The following is a 1,601-nucleotide window of genomic DNA, read 5'->3' on the forward strand; positions in this document are numbered from 1 at the left end:
GTGGCCGGCGGGGTGCTGCTCGCGCTGCCGCTCGTGGTGGGCGCCGCGCTGCTGCTCGGGCTGGGGGTGCCGTGGGCGTTCAGCTCGAGCGGCATGCTCTCGTGCGTCGTGGACGGCGGTTGGTCGCCGCCCGGGCGCGGTGCCCTCGTGGTCCTGTCCGGTGCTGTGCTGCTCGCCTGCGCTGTCGCGGTCGCTGCGCGTACCGGTGGTGACCGGGCCGGTGGCCCGCTGCGCCGTGCGGCCGGGCTCGCCGTGCGGTTCGCCCCGGTGGTCGCTGCCGTGCTGGTCGTCCTGACGCTGCTGTCCCGGGTGTCGGTGGAGCTGGGGGTGCAGGCGTTCATCATCGCTGTCCCGGTCCTCGACCTGCGGCTGGTTGCGAACCCGTGGGTTGCGCTGGCGGCCGGGCTCGGCGCCGGGGCCGCCGCCGGCTTCGCCGCGAGCCTGCTGGTTGACGCCGTCCGGAGCCGGACCTCCGTAGGCTGGCGGGCATGACTGCCCGGGAAGAGGCTGAACGGCTGCTCGTGGTGGACGACGAGGCCACCGTCCGGGAACTGCTCGCCGCGACCCTGCGGTTCGCGGGCTTCCGGGTGACCTCGGCGGCCACCGCGGCCGACGCGATCGCCTCGGCCACCGCCGACCCGCCCGACCTGGTGCTCCTCGACGTGATGCTGCCCGACATGGACGGCTTCGAAGTGGTCCGGCAACTGCGCGAGCACCGTACGCCGGTGCTCTTCCTCACCGCGCGCGACCGGCAGGCCGACAAGATCACCGGGCTGTCGCTCGGCGCCGACGACTACGTGACGAAGCCGTTCGACCTGGAGGAGCTGATCGCCCGGATCCGGGCCATCCTGCGCCGCACCGCCGGACACCACGACGGGATCCTGACCGTCGGCACGCTGGCCTTGGACGTGGAGGGACACCAGGTGACCCGGCACGGCCGGCCGGTACGGGTGTCCGCCACGGAGTTCCGGCTGCTGCGCCACCTCATGGAGAACGCCGGGCGGGTGGTGTCCAAGGCGCAGATCCTCGACCGGGTGTGGCACTACGACTTCGGCGGCGACGCCAGCATCGTGGACACGTACATCTCCTACCTGCGGCGCAAGGTCGACGGCGAGGAACCCAAGCTGATCCACACCGTGCACGGCGTGGGCTACGTGATGAGGGAGCCGCGCCCGTGAGTCTGCGCGTACGGCTGCTGCTGCTCACCACGGCCCTGCTGCTGACCGGGCTGGCCCTGGTCGGCACAGTTGTCTCCGACCGCCTGGAGCACTACCAGGTCGACCGGCTCGACAGCCAGCTGGGCTCACTCACCGCCCTGATCTCGCGCCTGCCGGTCAGCGGGCCACGGGATCCGGGCACCACGGGTGCCCGGGCCGACCTGCTCGACCCGGCCCTCGACCTGGTCGGGGCGCCCTACCTGGTCTACCTGGACGCGAGCGGCGCGGTCGCCGACGGCCTGCACACCTCCCGGCTGAGCACCGCGAGCCTGCCGCCGCCGGCCGAGCTGCGGACGGTGCCCACCGACGGTTCCGCGGTCTTCCTGCCCGCCGACGACGACTCGGGCCGCTGGCGCGCCGTCGCCCGGCGGACCACCGGCTGGA

At 73.6% G+C, this 1,601-nt stretch carries 3 protein-coding genes; all 3 read left to right on the plus strand.

The annotated features are described in order from the left end of the window. The coding region (locus AB0C29_RS47485; RefSeq protein WP_360834840.1) for a hypothetical protein at positions 1-492 on the plus strand (492 nt) is incomplete at its 5' end. Continuing rightward, positions 489-1,178, plus strand: coding sequence for a response regulator transcription factor (locus AB0C29_RS47490; protein WP_360834842.1), 690 nt, complete (start codon positions 489-491; stop codon positions 1,176-1,178). The genes AB0C29_RS47485 and AB0C29_RS47490, both read left to right, overlap by 4 nt. Continuing rightward, positions 1,175-1,601: hypothetical protein (locus tag AB0C29_RS47495; RefSeq protein WP_360834844.1), on the plus strand; the 427-nt coding region annotated here is incomplete at its 3' end. The genes AB0C29_RS47490 and AB0C29_RS47495, both read left to right, overlap by 4 nt.

The organism is Actinoplanes sp. NPDC048791, assembly GCF_040650095.1.
Taxonomy (GTDB): Bacteria; Actinomycetota; Actinomycetes; order Mycobacteriales; family Micromonosporaceae; genus Actinoplanes.